The sequence below is a fragment of the Arthrobacter sp. ISL-28 genome (genome assembly GCF_018613875.1).
GTDB lineage: Bacteria > Actinomycetota > Actinomycetes > Actinomycetales > Micrococcaceae > Arthrobacter.
Window position 1 is genome coordinate 38,004 of sequence record NZ_JAGGPJ010000019.1, and the last position, 14,266, is coordinate 52,269.

11 protein-coding genes are annotated in these 14,266 nt (G+C 64.9%); 1 reads left to right on the forward strand and 10 read right to left on the reverse strand.

From position 1 onward, the window contains the following. Positions 1-136 precede the first annotated feature (136 nt). From J7E80_RS15140 to J7E80_RS15180, 10 genes are all read right to left on the reverse strand, one after another. Positions 137-1,576, reverse strand: coding sequence for an amidase (locus J7E80_RS15140; RefSeq protein ID WP_215052967.1), 1,440 nt, complete (start codon positions 1,574-1,576; stop codon positions 137-139). After that, positions 1,573-2,847 carry a M20 family metallo-hydrolase gene (locus J7E80_RS15145; RefSeq protein ID WP_215052969.1) on the reverse strand — a complete coding sequence of 425 codons (1,275 nt, stop codon included), beginning with the start codon at positions 2,845-2,847 and terminating at the stop codon, positions 1,573-1,575. The genes J7E80_RS15140 and J7E80_RS15145 overlap by 4 nt, the downstream gene beginning before the upstream one ends. 45 nt (positions 2,848-2,892) lie before the next feature. Further along, positions 2,893-4,272, reverse strand: coding sequence for an MFS transporter (locus tag J7E80_RS15150; RefSeq protein WP_251036926.1), 1,380 nt, complete (start codon positions 4,270-4,272; stop codon positions 2,893-2,895). Positions 4,273-4,609: 337 nt separating this feature from the next. Further along, positions 4,610-5,530, reverse strand: a complete 921-nt coding sequence (locus J7E80_RS15155) for a LysR family transcriptional regulator (RefSeq protein WP_215052971.1) — start codon at positions 5,528-5,530, stop codon at positions 4,610-4,612. Between the two features lie 138 nt (positions 5,531-5,668). Further along, positions 5,669-7,672, reverse strand: a complete 2,004-nt coding sequence (locus J7E80_RS15160) for a penicillin-binding transpeptidase domain-containing protein (RefSeq protein WP_215052973.1) — start codon at positions 7,670-7,672, stop codon at positions 5,669-5,671. A gap of 143 nt (positions 7,673-7,815) precedes the next feature. Beyond that, positions 7,816-9,255 (reverse strand): NAD(P)/FAD-dependent oxidoreductase, encoded by a 1,440-nt coding sequence (locus J7E80_RS15165; protein WP_215053034.1) that lies wholly within the window; start codon positions 9,253-9,255, stop codon positions 7,816-7,818. Further along, on the reverse strand, positions 9,248-10,717 hold the full coding sequence (locus J7E80_RS15170; protein WP_215052975.1) for a glycosyltransferase family 87 protein: 1,470 nt from the start codon (positions 10,715-10,717) through the stop codon (positions 9,248-9,250). Before J7E80_RS15170 ends, J7E80_RS15165 begins: the two co-directional genes overlap by 8 nt. Before the next feature lie 10 nt (positions 10,718-10,727). Continuing rightward, a complete protein-coding gene (locus J7E80_RS24325) occupies positions 10,728-10,862 on the reverse strand; it encodes a hypothetical protein (RefSeq protein ID WP_285291858.1) in 135 nt (44 codons plus the stop codon). A gap of 602 nt (positions 10,863-11,464) precedes the next feature. Next, positions 11,465-12,046, reverse strand: coding sequence for a histidine phosphatase family protein (locus tag J7E80_RS15175; protein ID WP_215052977.1), 582 nt, complete (start codon positions 12,044-12,046; stop codon positions 11,465-11,467). Then, positions 12,047-13,567 carry a CCA tRNA nucleotidyltransferase gene (locus J7E80_RS15180; RefSeq protein ID WP_215052979.1) on the reverse strand — a complete coding sequence of 507 codons (1,521 nt, stop codon included), beginning with the start codon at positions 13,565-13,567 and terminating at the stop codon, positions 12,047-12,049. Between the two features lie 196 nt (positions 13,568-13,763). Here J7E80_RS15180 and J7E80_RS15185 point away from each other — a divergent pair, with 196 nt between their 5' ends. Continuing rightward, complete coding sequence (locus J7E80_RS15185; protein ID WP_215053035.1) at positions 13,764-14,264, forward strand: NUDIX hydrolase; 501 nt, start codon at positions 13,764-13,766, stop codon at positions 14,262-14,264. Positions 14,265-14,266 lie beyond the last annotated feature (2 nt).

The following is a 14,266-nucleotide window of genomic DNA, read 5'->3' on the forward strand; positions in this document are numbered from 1 at the left end:
CCTCCCGCAGTGCGAGCGAGAGGGTTCGGGAAAAAGCCGCAGAACCTGCAGGAGCGCCGGGAGAAAACCCGCAGAAGGTGCGAGAGCGCCTGGAAGAAATCCGCAAAACCTGCAGGAGCGTTCCGATCAGCCAGGATCAGGCCAGTGCCAGGATCTCCGGATGCCGCGCCGACCAGGGCTGCACGGCCTCCAAGGCAGCCCCGACTCGGAAAACCGTGGGGTCGTCAAAAGGGTGGCCCACGATCTGTACGCCGGTGGGAATGCCGCAATCGGCCATGCCGCTGGGGACGGCGAGGACCGGGCAACGGTTGGCGATGTTGAACGGGGCCGTCATGTGCCCCTGCCAGTAGTGCTCAAGGTGCTCCGTCCCGGCGTCGATCCCGTCGAGGTACATCCCGTCCGCGTCCAGTGCCGCTACCGCCGAAACCGGGCAGAGTAGGGCATCGAAGCCCACCATGGCGGCGGCAAGCTCGGCCTGGAGGCGGGTCTCCGCCTGGATGCCGTCCAGGTACCGGCTCTGTTCGGCGGCCCGACGGGCGTCAGCCATGAAGCGGCGCGTATACGGGGCCAGAAGATCGGCGGAACCAGCTGTCTCATCCTCCATGGCAGGGCCCAGAAGATGGCCGAAGTGCGTGAAGATGGTGCGGCTGATGGATTCTGTGGTCCAGGGCAGCTCGACTTCTTCCACCACGGCTCCGGCGTCCCGCAAAGCTGCAGCTGCGGCGCGTGTGTTGGCTTCGACGTCCGGCGCCACGGAGTAGTTGCCAAGGCGGATGCAGAGGGCGATCCTCATCCCCGCAACGGAGGCCCCGGAATGTGTGCTTTCGGACAACACGGCCCCCGGGATATCCGCGAGGGAGGTATGGTCTCCCGGGTGCCGGCCCGCCATGACCTCCGCCAGCAAGGCCGTGTCCGCTACGGTCCGCGCCATCGGTCCGTCACCCCGGTAGTGGTCGGCGGACAGCGGTGCCAGTCCGGGGATCCTCCCGTAGGGCGCCTTGAAACCGACGGTTCCCGTGAAGGATGCCGGCAGCCGGGTTGAACCGGCGATATCGGAGGCGGTGGCGAGCGGCGCCAGCCCGGCTGCCAATGCCGCCCCGGAACCGCCGGAGGAGCCACCCGGCGAGAATTTCGGGTTCCAGGGGTTCCGTGTGACTCCCCAGAGCGGGCTGTGCGTTACCGTCGCACAGCTGAATTCCGGGGTGGTGGTGCGGGCGTGGACGATGCCCCCCGCCCCCAGGATCCGGTCAATCACGGGATGGTTCGCCGGTGCCACCTCATCCTTCTGGGCTACGAGCCCTTGGGACAGCGTGCGCCCCTTGAGGCCATGCTTTTCCTTGGCAGCCACCGGTAAACCGAGCAGCGGGGTGAGGTCCCTGCCCCGGGCGTACTTAGCGGCAGCCTGCCGGGCGGCGGACCGTGCCTCGTCAAAGAGGGTCTCCGTCAGAGCGTTGATCCCACCGTTAACAGCCTCGGTTCGGGCAATGACGGCATCCATGAGTTCCACGGGCGAGAGCTCCCGGGTCCGGAACAGCCTCAGCGCGGTGACGGCATTAAGGTAGTGCAGCTCTGTCATGCCAGGGCCGCCCTGGCAGGGGTGGGGATCTCGGCCATATCGGCCAGGGCCCCGCCAACTAGCTCCCGCGCCACGCCGGTGAGCATGTCCACACCGGCAATCATGTCGGCGTCGGTAGTGAATTCGCGTTCGCAGTGCGAAACGCCGTCCACGCTGGGGATGAACAGCATGACCGAGGGGGCCATCGTGTTCATTGCCACGGAGTCGTGCCCGGCCATGGTCTGGATCCTCCGGGCCGAGAGCCCGAGGTTGGCGGCCACCTTATCGGCCAGCTCAAGGCCAGCCTCGGGGAAGCGGCGGATAGGACGGATATCGAAGTCCCGGACGTTGACCTTGATATCGTGCTCACGCGCCAGCTCATCGATCTGGTGCAGCAGCGTCGCCCGGGCCGCCTTGACGATTTCCGGATCACCGGAGCGAAGGTCCGCCACCAGGTGCACCCTGCGTGCCACGACGATCGGGGAGTTCGGCTCCAGGGTCAGCTGGCCGACGGACGAGACAAGGGCCTCGTCCTGAAAGTCCCCCGTGACGTCGTGCACCATGAGGATGATCTTGGAGGCGGCCACCAGGGCGTCGTGCCGGTCCGCCATGGCAGTGGCACCAGTGTGGGACTGTTCGCCCAACACCTCGATATCGAGCTTTTGCGTGTACCAGCTGCTGTCCACGAGGCCGATGTTGATGCCCTCCCGCTCAAGGATCCGGCCCTGCTCGATGTGGATTTCGGCGTAGCCGGCCACGTCCGGCCCCTCGGCAGTGCCGAGGTAACCGATGCCGTCCAGCGCTTCACGGACGGAGATCCCCTGAAGATCGCGGACCCCGAGCATGTCCTCCCGCTGCAGGAGCCCGGCGAAGACCGAACTTCCCATGATGCTCGGGGCGAACCGCCCGCCCTCCTCGTTGAACCAGTTCACCACCGCGAGGTTGAACCGGGGCACGCCGCCGCCCCCGGCAATCTCAGCGTCCAGCCTGCGTGCCGCATGCAGCGCCGCAATCACGCCATAAGCTCCGTCGAAGCGACCGCCGAGGGGCTGGCTGTCAAGATGGGAGCCGATCAGCACATACGGCGCCCCGGGCGCCCACTCCAGCAGCCCGAACATGTTGCCGATGCCGTCCACCCGAAGTTCCCACCCGGCGTCGTTCACCCACGCGGCGAACCAGTCGCGTGTGCGTGCGTCCTCGGCCGTGGCCGCCTGGCGGTCCACGCCGTTGTTCGAGGTTGCGCCGATAGTGGCTACATGATGGAAGTCGGAAAGGAAAGCTGCTGAATTCATGGGAAGTCCTTTGTGTATTGCGGTAAAGAGTGTCGGGCGGCGGGTTCAGCCCATGCGGCCGCGGGTCTCGGGCACCCTGGTGAACAGCACCAGGAGAAGCACGACGGCGGCAGCGGCGGCCATGTAGAAGCCCGGCGCATGCGGCACTCCGGTCCCGCCCACGAGGGCGGTGCCGATGAACGGTGCCGTGCCGCCGAAGAGGGCGTAGGCGCCGTTGTAGCTGATCGCCGCGGAGGTAAACCGGGTCCGGGTGGTGAAGATCTCGACGAAGAACGTGTAGCAGCCGCCACCGTAGATGCACAGCGCCACCACGAACAGGGATTGTCCCAGCAGGGCCAGGGGAAGACTGCCACTGGTGACGAGCATGAAGCTCGGCGCGGACAGCAGCGCCAGGGCGAGGGAACCGGCGATGAGCATCGGCTTTCGGCCGAAGCGGTCACCAAGGCGGCCTCCAACCGGAAGGAGGACCGCATACAGCGCCAGGGCGGCGGCGTTGACCAGCAGTGACTGCTCACGGCTGAGGTGGCCCGATGTCTGGACGTAGGAGACGAAATACGCGGACAGGAAGTAGAAACCCATGGCGGTGAGGCCCATGACGAAGATGACCTGCACCATGCGCAGACGGTTCTCACGGAAGGCCTCACGGACGGGGCTGAACTCCTTGGTGCGGCCCGCCTTGGCCTCGTTGAACGCGTCGCTTTCGACGGTACGGCTGCGGATCCAGACGCCGAAGAGAGCCAACGGCAGCGCCAGCAGGAACGGCAGGCGCCATCCCCACGCCATGAAGGCTTCGTTGGGCATCGATTGGCTGAGGATCAGGATCAGGGAACCGGCCACCACCGATGGCAGGGCGGTGGCGGCGATGGTGATGTTCAGCCAGAACCCGCGCCTGCTGACCGGGGCGTGTTCAAAGACGAACGACGGCGCACCGACGGATTCACCGCCGGCCGAGAAGCCCTGGATGAGGCGGCAGAGCACCAGCAGGGCCGGTGCCCAGGCGCCGATCTGGCCGTAGGTGGGGAGCAGCCCCATAAGGGCAGTCGCGCCGCCGATCGCGACCAGGGTGATGGTCAGGACGCGGCGGCGGCCGATCCGGTCGCCGAGGGCACCGAAGAACAGTCCGCCGACGGGGCGGACTACGAAGGCAACGCCGAACGTGGCGAAGGTTGCCAGCATGGCGGCGACCGGGTTGCTGCCGGGGAAGAAGAGCTGCGAGAAGATCACCGCGGTAAGGCCGTAGAGGGTGAAGTCGTAGAACTCGATGAACTGGCCGATGCTTCCACCGGCGAGGACCCGCTTCTGCATCTTGGTGATGCCCGGGCGCCCGGAGCGGGACGTTTCGGTTTCCAAGATTGGAGGCGTCCCTGTGTTCAGGCCTGTCCCCGCTGTCTGCTGTGTCTGGGCATTAATGTCGTTGATGGTCATGAAAGCCACGCTAAGGATGCCGTGTTTCCAGCTGCCGATGCCGCGTTACGGCCTGGGGAAGAAATTTTTGCGGACATTGCCGCAGCATTTCTGCGCTGCGGCTGTCCGGACATGCTCCGGACATATTGTGCGTGAATCTGAACCACTGAATCTCCTTTGATCAACATGGTTAACTCGCTTTAGTCGTCGAGCTGGGCCATCGGCTCTTGCCACTCGCGGAATCCAACACCACCCGCGCTGCATCAACTGTCTGTGATTGCTGCCACATCCGTCCAATTGATTGTTTTGGACGAATCGATCGATTTCATCAATGCCGAATCGGGCGGTCAATGCACCGTCAGTTCCTGCCGGCGGCTCCATAAAGACGGATGCAGGTTTCTTCGAAGGCGAGAGCTCGGCGCGTAGGCTGCACGCCCTCCGGGCGGACCAGCATGACTTCGATCGGCGGGAAGCTATCCGTCAGGGTCAACGCCACCACCTTGCCTCCGGAATAAGTCATGTCACTGTGCAGACGCTGGTTGAGCATCGCGTAGCCATGGCCCTTCGCGACAAACGACCGGACTGTCTCATACCCCGCGAAGCGGTGCCGGACGTTGGGCACCACACCCGCCAACGCATAGAGCTGCTCGTAGTACTCCCGGCTGTGCGGCAGATCCAGCACCACGGCGGGTTCACCCTCGAGGTCCTTGAGCGCAATGCTCCGGTCCGGACGGGCTGCCGCGGGATGGTCAGCGGCGACCAGCACGTGAGGAGGAACGCGCTCCAGCACCTTGTAGGTGAAACCACGCCCCAGGCCGAGTCCGTACATGAGCGCAACGTCGCATTGCCCGTCCAGCAGGGCGGTCTGAAGACTGGCCAGATCAGCCTCCAGGAAGGACACCTCGACCCCGGGGTGCTGCACCTCGAAGGTCTGAAGGATCGCCGGAAGCCTGAACGGGGCCAGGGGTGCAAACACGCCCACTTTCAGCTCGCCCACGAGGCTGGCGGCAAGGCCGCGGGCGGATTCATACAGTGAATCGGCGTGCTCCAGCAAGACTTTGATGTCCTGGGCAAGCTGCCTTCCGGAAGACGTCAGCCGCAGCCCGCGGGTTCTGAGACGCACGAACAGCTGGGTGGACAGGCTGGCCTCCAACTGGCCCATTGCGGTGGACAGCGTGGACTGCGTCACAAGCAGCCGTTCGGCAGCCGCCGTCATGTTCTCGAGTTCCGCAACCACAGCGAAATACCGCAGCTGGGTCAGGGTAAATGGCTTGGCCATCGGTCAATGTTCACATTCTGCGGCGCGCGCCGCCTCGGAAGAGTCGTCCTCCAATAGTCCTCCGGAATAGAGAAAGCGGCTTCCTCACTGCCTGGGGAGCCGCTTTCTCATGCTGATGCTGCTGCAGGAGCGTTCCAGCTAGCCGGCAGCCACCAGGAACTTCTTCAGGAGCGGCCCGGACGTGGTGGCACCCAGCCCGCCCTCCTCAACAAAGACCGCCACGGCCAGATCACCGTGGGCAGCGATGATCCAGGCGTGGGTCTTGGGCGGGTTCTCATCACCGAACTCGGCCGTGCCGGTCTTGGCCCCCACGGGTTCGCCCGGCACGTCGGCAAGGAACCCTGCATGCCCGGACGTCACCACAGCGCGCATCATGTCGGCGAGGGAGGCTGCTTCAGCCTTTGTCACCGGCTTTTCGGCTGTTTGGGCGGGGGCTTCGGCGGTAACGGTCGACGACGGCGCGGCACCTTCGGCGGGCTGCGTGCCCGCCGCTTCGCTGGCGCCGGGTGACGCAGCCTGGGCGGCGTCCGGGTTGAGGACCAGCACCGGCGACACCGGCGCACCCTTCGCCACGGAAGCGGCCATGATGGCGGCGGACAGCGGCGACATCAGCACCGTGCCCTGGCCGATCATGGCCGCGGCGTGCTCGGTGCCTTTGGCTTCGCCAGGAACGGAACCAAGAAAAGCGTCTGCCCCCAGCTTCGGGGCCTCCACTGCCACACCCAGCGACGTGGCCGCTGACTCAAGCTGAGCCTGCGACACCTTGTCCCGCACCGAAATGAAGGCCGTGTTGCAGGAATGGGCGAAGGCGTCGCGCAGCGTGACCGAACCCAGCGATTCTTCGGGGTAGCCTTCGGCGTTCTTGAACTTGCGCCCGTCCACGGTGAGCGTAGGGGTGCATTCCACCTTCGAATCAGGCGTGAATCCGCTGCGCAGCATGGCCAGCGAGTCCACCACTTTGAAGGTGGAACCAGGCGCGTACTGACCCAGCATGGCAGTGTTGTAGCCGTTGCTACCGGGACCTGATGCCGCGGCGAGGACGGCTCCCGTGGAAGGCCGGAGGGCCACGATGGCGGAGGCAGGCTTGACGCCGACGAGGGTGTCCTCGGCGAGCTGCTGCAGCTTGGGGTCGAGGGTGGTCTTCAGTGGGGTGCCCGGCGCGGCAGGGATCTCGAACACCGTGCGCCGTGGATCAGTCGGGGCTGCCTGGATTTCCTCCCTCGTCAGGTCCGCGCGCTGGACGCGGATCACGGTGCCCGCTGTGCCGCGGAGCTGCGCGTCATACTGCTGCTGCAATCCGCCGGTTCCGATGACATCGCCGGCGGTCAGGGCGCCGTCGGACTTTTCGATCTGTTCCGCACTGGCCTCACCCACGGTTCCCAGTACAGCGCGGGCAAAGCTGCGCGTGGGGGCCAGGGGCAGCTTGTCGGCGATGGCGCGGCCGCCCGGGATGGCTTCGATCTGGGCATCGGTGACAGAGCGGCTGCTGGTGTCACGAAGCGTGATTGCGGGAACGAAGGCTTCCGGACCCGACGCCTTTACCTGCTGGACGTAGGCCGCGGGGTCGATGCCCACCAGTTTTGCCAGCTTGGTCGCTGCATCAGCGGGATCCGCACCGCCCAGCTGCGGCTTGTCGATGCCCACGTTGACCACAGGCCGGTAGGTGACGAGCTGGACATCCTGGGCGCCGAGGATGTCTGCGCGCTGAGGGGTTTGCGTGGATTTGCTGAGAATTTCCCCTTCGGCGAGGTCGGGCACGAGCAATCCGGGAGACCAGACCGTCAGCCACTTGTCACCGGATTTCCGGAGCTCAGCGGAAACGGTGTACTTCCATTCCGCGGAGTCAATCTTCCAGCTGTAGTTCAGCGGGAAGCGGGCCGTGTCCGCCTCGAGCTTGAGATCACCCGCTTCAACGGACGGCTTGACCGGGTCCAGTGCCTTAAAAACCTGGTTCAGCTGATCGTTGGCAACGTCGGAGGCCCGGCCGTCAAACGCGACGGGGCGTAGATCCAGGCCCGCCACTGCCGACGCCAGCTGCTTGGCGGCTGCCTGGGCACCGCTGCGGCCGTCATCGCAGGCCACCAGAGATGTACCAAGAATGAGTCCAATGAGAGCAAGTGCAATTTTTTTAGAGTTCCCCACCGCGCTATTATGCCCTTTTTGCCAGGCGGTCGTGTGCCAGGCCGAGTCCGGGTACCTCGGCCATTTTGGAAGCGACACGCCACTCGGCGGGGATCTCAAATGTCCGTGGCCGGGAACCGGGAGCCAGGGAGCTTACGGCCGGCTCAAATACCAAGCGCCGGAACGTCGAGACCGAATATGTCCTTGAGTGCATACTTGGCCGCATGAAAGCCGGGCATCCCTGTAACGCCGGGGCCCGGGGGCGTGGAGGAGGAACACAGGTAGACGCCGCGGGCAGGGGTCCGCCACGGAACCGGGGACACTACCGGGCGCTGCAGCAGGCCCCTGACATCCAGCAGTCCCGCGCTGAAATCGCCGCCGACATAGTTCTCGTTGTAGGCGGCCAGCTCGGTGGCCGTGGTGACCTTGTATTTGAGAAGCACGTCCTGGAATCCCGGGGCGAAGCGTTCCAGCTGAGCGATGACGGTCTCGCCCATGTCCACCGTGGACCCTGCAGGTACATGGCAATAGCTCCACAGGATGTGCCGGCCGCTGGGAGCACGGCTGGGATCAAACGGGGACGGCTGCGACACGAGGACGTAGGGCCGCTCGGGGTGCCTCCCGGCGCTGACATCGTTTTCGGCCTGGGCCATCTCGGCCCTGGTGCCACCAACGTGCACGGTGCCGGCATCCGCCAATCCGGGGCCTGCCCACGGCACCGGACCGGACAGTATGAAGTCCACCTTGCAGGCGCCATTGCCGAAGCGGAACGCCTCCAACGCACGGCGGTAGGAGGCGGGGAGCCGGTTTCCAGCAATCCGGGAAAGCGCGGGCGGCGCCACATCCAGCAGGACGGCCCTGGCTGGCTCAAGCTCCGCCAGCGACGACACCGCGTATCCCGCCTGGATAACGCCTCCGTGCGCCTCAATATCTTTAACCATGGCGGTGGCAATCGCCGAAGATCCGCCCACCGGAATGGGCCAGCCGTCCACGTGCGCCAGCGTATTCAGCAGCAGGCCCGCCCCCGCGGCGGCAGGGGACGGGAGGCGCGACACCGCATGGGCCGCGACCCCGCTGACCAGGGCAGGTCCCCGATCCCCCCTGAACCGGAGGTTCCACAGCGGCGATCCCTGTTCCAGCGTTCGAAGACCCAGGATCGCGGCGGAAATCGGATGCGCCGGGATACGCAGCAGCTGATCGGACGTCGTCTCCAGAATGCCGCCGAGGCGCCGGACGAGCGGAGCCATGAGCCTCCGGTAGGCGTGGCCGTCACGTCCAAGTTCATCGGCAGTGCGGTCCAGGGAGCGGTAGGCCAGCGCAACTCGCCCACGATCCAGCGGCGAACCAAACTGGACCTTCGGCAGGACCAGGTCGATGCGTGCGGCAAGCTCGAACGCCCTGAAAAACGGCGACGCAAGCGCCATGGGATGCACGGCCGAACAGACATCGTGCCAGTGATCCTCCTCGATGACCTGCAAGGTCCGGGTGCCGCCGCCGATCTCTTCCGCCGCCTCGTACACATGCACTTTCAGGCCAGCACGGGCCATGACCACGGCCGCTGCGAGCCCGTTTGGTCCGGAGCCGACGACGGCGACATCAGGCATCGCGGGCAGCCGTCCGCCAAGGAAGGACTGACGCTGAGGGACGCAGGGGATTGAGCCGAAGCCAGTCAGCGGAGCCATCGAAGGGCCCGCCTTGGGGGTCATCCAGAAAATGCCGGCGAACCGGGTCATAGTGCGGATCCCAGATGTCGAAAACGATCCGGCCCATAAGATATGTCGTTGCGAGCATATGTGCTGTCACTGCCAGCACGTAGTAGGGCATATCAATGTTGTGCTGTGAAACGCCGCCACTGGTCACTTGGCCAAGATACATCCAGATGGCAGCCCAGTGCAGTCCTTCGATTCCCTGCCAGACCAGGAAATCCCGCCACCGCGGACGCGCCAGTGCCAGCAGGGGAATCAGCCAGATCACGAACTGGGGGGAGTAGACCTTGTTGGTCAAAATGAAGGCTGCAACGATCAGGAACGCCAGCTGGGCGAGACGCGGCCGCCGCGGTGCTGTCAGCGCCAGCACCGCAATGAGGACGCAGGCCACCAGGAAGACGTACAGCGCAAGGGTGTTGATGGCCTCGGGCGTGAGGATGATCCAGCCGATCCGCTCTGCCACCAGGTTGTAGGCGAACCAAGGCGAACTGAAGCCGGCCGGGCGGTCCTGGGTGAACTCGAAGAAATATTTCCAGCCGGCCAGGTCCTTGGCTGCAAAGGGCACGTTGACCAGCAACCATGCCGCTGCGGCAGCACTGGCAGGGACCACGAAGGCCTGGATCTTGCCGGTGCGCAGGGCCAGCAGGAGGATCGCACCGAAGATCAGGACGGGGTAGAGCTTCGTGGCAGTTCCCAGCCCTATCAGGACCCCGGCCATGACCAGCCGCTCCTTCGAAAAAAAGTACATGCCAAGCGCCAGCAGGGCCACGGCCCACATATCCCAGTTGATCATGCCGGCCAGGACGATCCCCGGGGCCAGCGCCACCATGGCGGCATCCCAAGGGCGTCGCCGGGCCATCCGGGCCGTCGCGAGCACGGTGACGATCCAGACAGCAGCGACCAGCGTTGCGTTGACGTCGAAGTAACCCAGGACCCGCGAATCCGTAACGCCTCTCCCTGGGACGAGCAGCGCCGTTACTCCCGCGATGAGGCCCATCAGGACGGGGTACTCGAACAGCACGCCCTCCGTGAAGAAGGGGAAGGCGCCATTACCCAGTCCGCGGTTGCGGAACAGCTCCGGAAAATCTGAATAGCAGGTGGAGTAAAACTGGGACGGCGTTTGCCAGCCGTTGACACGGCAGTAGTTCTTGATGAGAATTCCGGCCAGCGCTGCGATCACAGTGAGGATAATCAGGACACGCTCCACTGTGAAGAACCCGGGGGAGACGATCCCCGGGGCCGAGCGCCGGCCCAAGGGGCCGCCTACCAGTTCCGTAAAGTTGCTCAGAAGCCGGTCGCTGCGGCTAGGCACCACCAAGCTTGCACGCTTTCGGTGGGGCGGCGGCTGTATCTCCTGCATGGCTCCGAGCTTACCGGGGCATCTGCTGGCGCATCAGGACATCGACGTCTTCCCGGTTCCGGTCGAGCAGCCGGCCGTCGAACTGCGGCTGCCGGTCCACCTCAGGTTTACGGCTGGAAAGAAGCTCTTTAAGCTTGCGAAGCATGGCATTCACCTCCTTAGGAGTAATTACGGGAACGGGCAACATCAGGCAGGCAAGATGCAATTCCGGGCATGACAAATAAGCCCAGGTGAATTCATCAAGGAGCGGCACAAATAGACAGGGAAATGCGCGGCGCGAATAAGGAAACATCGCATTCGCGATGAAAGGCCTGAACCGACAGCGCTGCAGACCCCAACAGGAAGCGGGTTCTGAATTATGGGGGTGCTGCGCAACCGCGTGATTCCGCAAGGTCAGACCGCCGTGGTCAGGAAATCCTCGAAAGAGGCAGGATTATTGTCCTGCTATCCCTGCCCCGGTAGAAGCACCGGGAGCAGCAGAGTCAGGAGCCGGCGAGTCCGGAATGAGGGCGCGGGACAGCTGCGAAGGCCGGGAACGCGGTGATGATCAACGTCCATCTGCTAGTCAAAGTAATCATTTTCCCAACCTCCTTTTCCGCTCTGCCGTTGCATCGGCTGACTGGCCGGCCAACGTGCGCCATGACCCCGGCAAATCGCTCTGGGGTCAGAAATAAAAGTACACCAGGAATGATGCGGCTGACTACTTAATTCTCAAACAAGTTTTGGGAGTCGCTAATAAGAACATTCTTAGAGTCCCCAGCGGACAATGGCGGGAGTCCTTTTATCCCAGCCCAGGGTGCAGACTTTTGCAGTACCCAGGATGAAATGCCGGCCTTCTTCCGGAGCGAGTTCCAGCCACCGGGCTGTGAGGATCCGGGAGAAATGTCCGTGCGCCACGATCAGGACGTTGTCCAGGCCGGACTCCAGGACTCGGGCGACGATCTTATCCGCGCGGGCCGCGACATCCTGCAGCGTCTCACCGTTGGGAACCCCGTGGGTCCAGATCAGGTAATCCGGGTTGTCCTTGCGGATCAGGTCCGAGCTGACGCCTTCGTAGTCACCGTAATCCCATTCGATCGCGAGCGGCTCGTGGACGGCGTCCGGAAATCCGGCGAGTTCGGCGGTCCGGCGGGCGCGGCGGAGCGGTGAGGTGAGTACGAGGTCAAAATCCACGCCGTCCAGGACCTTGCGGGCCTCCACAGCCTGCTGCTCGCCTTCCACCGTCAGCGGCAGGTCGGTCAGCCCCGTGTACTGGCCGCTCTTGGACCACTCGGTCTCACCGTGCCGCAGGATCCAGAGCTGGGGACGGGCGATGTTGGCGGGGTGCACTTAGGGCTCCTCAGTAGGGGAAGGTTCAACGTCGGCGGGGGTCTTTACGGAGGCGGATGCCGTGGGCTGCGGTGCTTCAGACGAGGATTCGGGCTGCTGCGCCCACCAGGCGCGCAGCTTTGCCTCGGCGTCGGACGTCTCAAGCGGGCCGTTTTCCATCCGTTCCTCCAGCAGGAACTTGTACGCCCTGCCCACCACGGGCCCTGGCCTGAGCCCGAGCAGGGCCATGATCTGGGCCCCGTTGAGGTCCGGGCGCACGGCGTCCAGGGATTCCTGCTCGCGGAGGGCGGCGATTCTGTCCTCGAGGTCGTCGTAGGCGAACGCGAGCCGCTCGGCCTTGCGCTGGTTGCGGGTAGTGACGTCTGAGCGGGTGAGGCGGTGGAGGCGCTCGAGCAGCGGGCCGGCGTCGGTGATGTAGCGCCGGACGGCGGAGTCGGTCCACCCCGCGTCGCCGTAACCGTAGAAGCGCATGTGGAGCTCCACGAGGCGGGCCACGGCTTTGATGGTGTCGTTGTCGAAGCGGAGCGTCTTCATCCGCTTCGCGGTGAGTTTGGCGCCCACCATGTCATGGTGGCGGAAGCTGACCCCGCCGCCCGGTTCGAAGCGGCGCGTAGCCGGCTTCCCGACGTCGTGCATCAGCGCCGCGAACCGCAGGACGAAATCGGGTCCCGGCACCGGGCCATCGCCGTCGGTCTCAAGGCTGGCAGCCTGCTCCAGGACCTGGAGCGAGTGCTGGTACACGTCCTTATGGCGGTGGTGTTCATCGGCTTCAAGGCGGAGGGCGGACACTTCGGGCAGCACGAATTCGGCCAGGCCGGTGTCCACCAGCAGGTCAATGCCGACGCGCGAGTGCCGGCCGCAGATGAGCTTGACCAGTTCATCGCGCACGCGCTCGGAAGAGATGATGGTGATCCGCTCGGCCATCTGGGTCATCGCGAGCCGGACGTCGTCACGGACGGACACGCCCAGCTGGGACGCAAAGCGGGCCGCACGCATCATGCGCAGCGGATCGTCCGAAAAGGACGCCTCGGGGGCGCCCGGGGTGGCCAGAACCGAGGCGTGGAGGTCCCGGACGCCGCCGAACGGGTCGATCAGCTCCATCGACGGCAGCCGGAGCGCCATCGCGTTAATGGTGAAGTCCCGCCGGAGCAGGTCATCCGTGAGCGACGATCCGAACGCCACCACCGGCTTGCGGGATTCCGGATCGTAGGCCTCGGCGCGGTACGTGGTGATCTCGATCTGGAAGCCGGCCTTGCGCATGCCGATCGTTCCGAAGGCGCGCCCGATCTCCCAGAAGTTGTCAGCCCACTTCTTAATCAGCGTCACGGTCTGGTCGGGCGTGGCGTCGGTGGTGAAGTCGAGGTCGGGGGACGTTCGGCCAAGAAACAGGTCCCGGACCGGCCCGCCCACAAGGGACAGCTCGTGACCGGCGTCCACGAAGCGCTGGCCGAGCTCCAGGACCACCGGGTCCACCTGGAAGTCGACGGTGTGGAGATCAGTCTTTTGATGTGCGTGCGCCATAGTTACTTAAGCTTGTCAGAAAACCATCCCCGACCGCACCAAATCACGGTCTTTGCGGGGATAGGGCTGGAAAGAGCGTCATATGCAGTCCATCTTCAAGCCATGTTCCGGTCATCACCACAGGGCAAGAGTCGTTAGAGTGGAGTGCATGGCCCATCCCGTACCGAGCGCCCCCGGCAGGAGGACGAACCCACCGTTGCCGTCGGCAATCGGTGCCCATGTCGCGCCTGCCCCGCACTCGGCTCCGGCCTCCCTCCCCACGGTCGAGGAAATCTCCGCCGGCGGCGTCGTGGTGGACACCTCCGACGACGAACTGAAGGTCGCGATCATCGCCCGCCTTAACAGGGGCGGACGTCTGGAATGGTGCCTGCCGAAGGGCCATCCGGAAGGTCGGGAAAACAACGAGGAAGCCGCCGTCCGTGAGATCGCCGAGGAGACCGGCATCGACGGCAAAATCCTGGCCCCGCTGGGCAGCATCGATTACTGGTTCACGGTCAGCGGGCACCGGGTGCACAAAACGGTTCACCACTACCTCCTCCGGGCTACCGGCGGCGAGCTGACGATCGAAAACGATCCCGACAAGGAAGCAGTGGATGTTGCCTGGGTACCGATCCATGAGCTTGCCCGGAAACTCTCCTTTCCCAACGAACGCCGCATTGCGGACCTGGCCCGCGAAGTCCTGCCAGAGCACCTCTAGCG

Bases quoted from the DNA above. Each gene is read 5' to 3' on its own strand.
- J7E80_RS15140 (WP_215052967.1), bottom strand. From the start codon at position 1,576: ATGACAGAGCTGCACTACCTTAATGCCGTCACCGCGCTGAGGCTGTTC.
- J7E80_RS15145 (WP_215052969.1), bottom strand. From the start codon at position 2,847: ATGAATTCAGCAGCTTTCCTTTCCGACTTCCATCATGTAGCCACTATC.
- J7E80_RS15150 (WP_251036926.1), bottom strand. From the start codon at position 4,272: ATGACCATCAACGACATTAATGCCCAGACACAGCAGACAGCGGGGACA.
- J7E80_RS15155 (WP_215052971.1), bottom strand. From the start codon at position 5,530: ATGGCCAAGCCATTTACCCTGACCCAGCTGCGGTATTTCGCTGTGGTT.
- J7E80_RS15165 (WP_215053034.1), bottom strand. From the start codon at position 9,255: ATGCCTGATGTCGCCGTCGTCGGCTCCGGACCAAACGGGCTCGCAGCG.
- J7E80_RS15170 (WP_215052975.1), bottom strand. From the start codon at position 10,717: ATGCAGGAGATACAGCCGCCGCCCCACCGAAAGCGTGCAAGCTTGGTG.
- J7E80_RS24325 (WP_285291858.1), bottom strand. From the start codon at position 10,862: ATGCTTCGCAAGCTTAAAGAGCTTCTTTCCAGCCGTAAACCTGAGGTG.
- J7E80_RS15180 (WP_215052979.1), bottom strand. From the start codon at position 13,567: ATGGCGCACGCACATCAAAAGACTGATCTCCACACCGTCGACTTCCAG.